Raw genomic sequence first — 3716 nt, 5'->3', positions numbered from 1 at the left:
CGGCGCCTTCGCCGCCTTGGCCGGCGCGGTTGCATCCGCGGTCGCCGGCTCCGAGGGCGGCGTCGTGCTGCTCGGCGCTGCTGCCTTGTCGCTGCGCGTCGACGTCTTCTTGGTGGTCACGGGTGTCCTTCTCGCTGGTTGTGCTGCCTCGCCGATACCGGCGGGCTGCACTGCGGGCGGACCACACTTTACGTGCGGGAATCGCCTAGCGGCGAAAGATCACCCCGTCGTCCAGGCGCCCCCGCCGGCGTAGGCGCGCGCGGTCGACGAGATAGTTCTGCGGGACGCGCCACGGCCCTGAGCTGCCCTGGCGCGGGATCAGTGACGCACCCCGCTGCACGTAGCCGGCGGCGAAGTCGATGATCGGCCGGGTCGGCTCACCCGCCGGAGGCTCCTGCGGCCACACCTGCGCAAACCCGTGCCGCTCCATATAGTCCAGCAACCGGCAGACATAGCGCGAGACCAGGTCGACCTTCAATGTCCACGACGCATTCGTATACCCAAGTGCCAGAGCGAAATTCGGCACGCCCGAGAGCATGATCCCCTTGTATGACACCGTCGAGGGCAGGTCCACATCCACGCCATCGACCGCCAAAGCGGCGCCCCCGCCCGGCAGCAGCCGCAGGCCGGTCGCCGTCACCACGATGTCCGCCGGCAACTCCCGCCCACTCGCCAGCCGCACACCCGTCGGTGTGAAGGTCGCGATGGTGTCCGTGACCACCTCCGCGCGGCGGTCACCGATCGCGCTGAAGAGATCGCCGTCGGGCACCAAGCACAGCCGCTGATCCCACGGGTCGTAGGCCGGGTTGAAGTGCTCGTCGACTGGATAGTCGTAAGGCAGCGCCTTCGCCGCCTCGCCGCGGATCAGCTTGCGGACCAAGCCCGGCGCTCGCCGGCTCGCCTGAAACAACCCCCAGGACATCAGGATGTGATTCCACCGGGTCACGGCGTAGGCCGCCCGGTCCGGCAGCGCACGCCCGGCGAGCGTCGCGATGGGGTCCTGGCTCGGCATACTCAGGATGTAGGTGGGGGAGCGCTGCAGCATCGTGACCTTCGACGCGGTCGCGGCGAGTGCCGGCACCAGGGTGACGGATGTCGCACCGCTGCCGATGACGACCACGTGCTTGCCCGCGTGGTCGAGGTCCGCCGGCCAGAACTGGGGATGTATCACTTGGCCGCGGAACTCCTCGACCCCGGGGAACTCGGGCGCATGGCCCTGTTCGTAGTCGTAATACCCCGTGCAGGAATAGAGAAACTTCGCCGTGGTCAGGCGCACCGCGACACTGCCATCGGGTTGGCGGACCTCGGCAGACGCGGTCCAGCGCGATGTCACACTCGACCACTGCGCGCGAACAGCCTTGTGCCCGTAGTGAATATGGCGCTCCACGTCATACTCGGCCGCGGTCGCCCGGATGTAGTCGAGGATCTCCGGGCCACCGGCGAGCGCCTGGGTGCCTGCCCACGGGCGGAAGGCATAGCCGAGGGTGTACATATCGGAGTCCGAGCGCACTCCCGGGTAGCGAAACAGATCCCATGTCCCGCCCATCCGCTCGCGCATCTCGACGATGGCGTAGGACGTGCCGGGCAGCTCCCGGGTCAGATGACAAGCCGCCCCGATCCCTGACAGACCGGCGCCGACGATGAGGACATCGACCTCGAGAGGGTCCATGCCGTCATGTTACTAGGCGGTAGGAACGGTCCGCGCCGTGCCCACTATGCCCCGTGAAACCGCTGCGCCCCCTTGGCTGGCTTGACCCGCCGGCTCCGCCCGAGACGCCGCGGCCGCCGGACCCCCAGGATGAGCCGGGCACCGATCCGACTCCCGAATCCTGAACCGCCAGGAATTCGTCGATCTCGCGTGCGGTCGGTGCGGTGGCCGGGCCGCGGCGGGTCACCTTGATCGCGCCCGCCGCGTTGGCGCGCCGGGCTGCGGTGACCCAGTCCAGGCCAGCCGTGCGGCCGGCGACCAGAACGCCGGCATGCGTGTCGCCCGCCCCATTGGTGTCGACCGGACGTTGCGGATAGCCGGGCAGCATCGTCGTCGCGCCGTCGACATGGACGACGCACCCCACCGGCCCGTCCCGCACGATGGCCACCCCACCGCTCGGGAGTCGACCGGCAACGGCCACAACGGAATCGGCGATCTCGCCGACGCCGACGAGCGCGCGCGCCTCGTCGGCATTGGACGTCCATACCGTCGTCTGCGCGAGCACGCGGTCCTGAACCGCCGGCTCCAACTCGCCGAACGTGGCCCCGGGATCGAGAACGACGACAACGCCCGCCGGCAGGGTGTCTAGCCATGCCAGCAGCGGGTCACGGGTCCGCCCCACGAGCGAGAAACCGCTGATACACACCACGTCACCGGTCTCGGGCGCGCTGGTCTGCAGGCTCGCCACGCTGATCCGGCGCTCGGCGCTCTGCGTCGTGACGAAGGTCCGCTCCGCGCTCGGCTCGATCATCACGAAGCAGACACCCGTGTCGATTTCGGTGACGGCGGGCGCCGACCAGGTGATGCCCTCGCGCGTCAACGCGGCGCGCACCAGATCGCCATTGGGTCCGGTCCCGATGGCCCCGGCGTGGACGCACCGGGCGCCAGAGCGGGCGGCGGCGACGAGGATGTTCACGGCCCCGCCGGCATACAGATAGTGCGCGCCAGCCATGACATTGCCGCCGCGTTCGGGCAGGGCCGGCACCTCGACCACTTCGTCGATGAGCGCCTGGGCGGTGTGGATCACGCGCGGCTGCATGCGCGCATCTTGCCAGTGATCAGCCTCCGGACTTGCGCCGGAACATCTTCTGATGCGCCTCGGGCCCGTGGGCATGGTCGACCTTGCCGTGGTCGTGCGAGTCGGAGACGTCGACCCCGGCCCCCGACTTCTTGCGCTCGAGCGCCTCGCGGAACTTGCGCTTCACGTCGTCGTCGGGCAGGGCGCGCTTGCCGGAGTCGTTAGCCATGCTCGCCATCCTCGCACGCACCCCTGGGCGACGGCCCGCGGTTTTCCGCCGGAGCGCAGTATGCCGTTTCCCCGCCCGCCGCGTGTCGGTCACCGATGCGGCCGCGTCCGGCGGGTAGAAAAGTACCGACCCGGCCACGTATGAGATGGCCGGGTCAAAGTATGTTCCGGGGCGGTTACCCCCGGGGGTTCCGCATCAAGGAACACGGCTCGGACTTCACGCGGGCATACGGGCAACGTTGGCGGTGCGCCCATCGGGCGCACCCGACCGACTTGCCGATGCAAAGGAGCACCGTGCCGACCGTGACCATCCACCCCACGGGCGAGGTGATCTATCTCGAACCGGAGGAGACCGTGCTCTACGGCCTCTACCGCGCGGGATACGCCTACGCCGTCGGGTGCCGGCGCGGCGGCTGTGCGATCTGCAAGGTCGACTGCCGCGAGGGAGAGTTCCACTACAACCGGCCCGTCGCCGACACGGTCATCACCGATGCCGAGCGCACCGACGGGACCTGCCTGTCGTGCCGGGCCGTGCCCGAGAGCGACATCACGATCGAGATGCGCGGCGAAAACCTTCGCCTCGTCAATCCCCTTCTTCGTCAGATCAACGAGAAGGCGCGGCTGCGGGCAGCAGCCGTAGCAGCCGAGCGTTCTCACCTGACCGGCACCACCACCAAGGAGTAACTGCAATGGCTGTCATGCGCATGGGATACGTGCACGCGCGCGTCACCGACCTCGCCGAGGCGAAGAACCACTACGCCA

4 protein-coding genes are annotated in these 3716 nt (G+C 69.0%); 1 reads left to right on the top strand and 3 read right to left on the bottom strand.

Annotated features, from left to right (window positions below):
* Positions 1–205 precede the first annotated feature (205 nt).
* The 3 genes from PKH97_RS14890 to PKH97_RS14880 are packed head-to-tail and all read right to left on the bottom strand — an operon-like array spanning position 206 to position 2955.
* Positions 206–1669: an NAD(P)/FAD-dependent oxidoreductase gene (locus PKH97_RS14890; RefSeq protein WP_324388363.1), complete on the bottom strand. Its 1464-nt coding sequence runs from the start codon at positions 1667–1669 to the stop codon at positions 206–208.
* 4 nt (positions 1670–1673) lie between these two features.
* Complete coding sequence (locus PKH97_RS14885) at positions 1674–2747, bottom strand: PfkB family carbohydrate kinase (RefSeq protein WP_324388362.1); 1074 nt, start codon at positions 2745–2747, stop codon at positions 1674–1676.
* A 19-nt stretch (positions 2748–2766) separates the two neighbouring features.
* Entirely contained in the window at positions 2767–2955 is a 189-nt protein-coding gene (locus PKH97_RS14880; RefSeq protein ID WP_324388361.1) for a DUF5302 domain-containing protein, read from the bottom strand.
* 293 nt (positions 2956–3248) lie between these two features.
* Between PKH97_RS14880 and PKH97_RS14875 the strand changes: the two genes are divergently transcribed.
* Positions 3249–3638 carry a 2Fe-2S iron-sulfur cluster-binding protein gene (locus PKH97_RS14875; RefSeq protein WP_324388360.1) on the top strand — a complete coding sequence of 130 codons (390 nt, stop codon included), beginning with the start codon at positions 3249–3251 and terminating at the stop codon, positions 3636–3638.
* Positions 3639–3716: the final 78 nt, after the last annotated feature.

Source organism: Nostocoides sp. (assembly GCF_035343835.1).
GTDB classification, from domain to species: Bacteria; Actinomycetota; Actinomycetes; order Actinomycetales; family Dermatophilaceae; genus Nostocoides_A; species Nostocoides_A vanveenii.
Note: the sequence above shows the minus strand (reverse complement) of the source record. Positions and strands in the feature narration are given on the sequence as shown.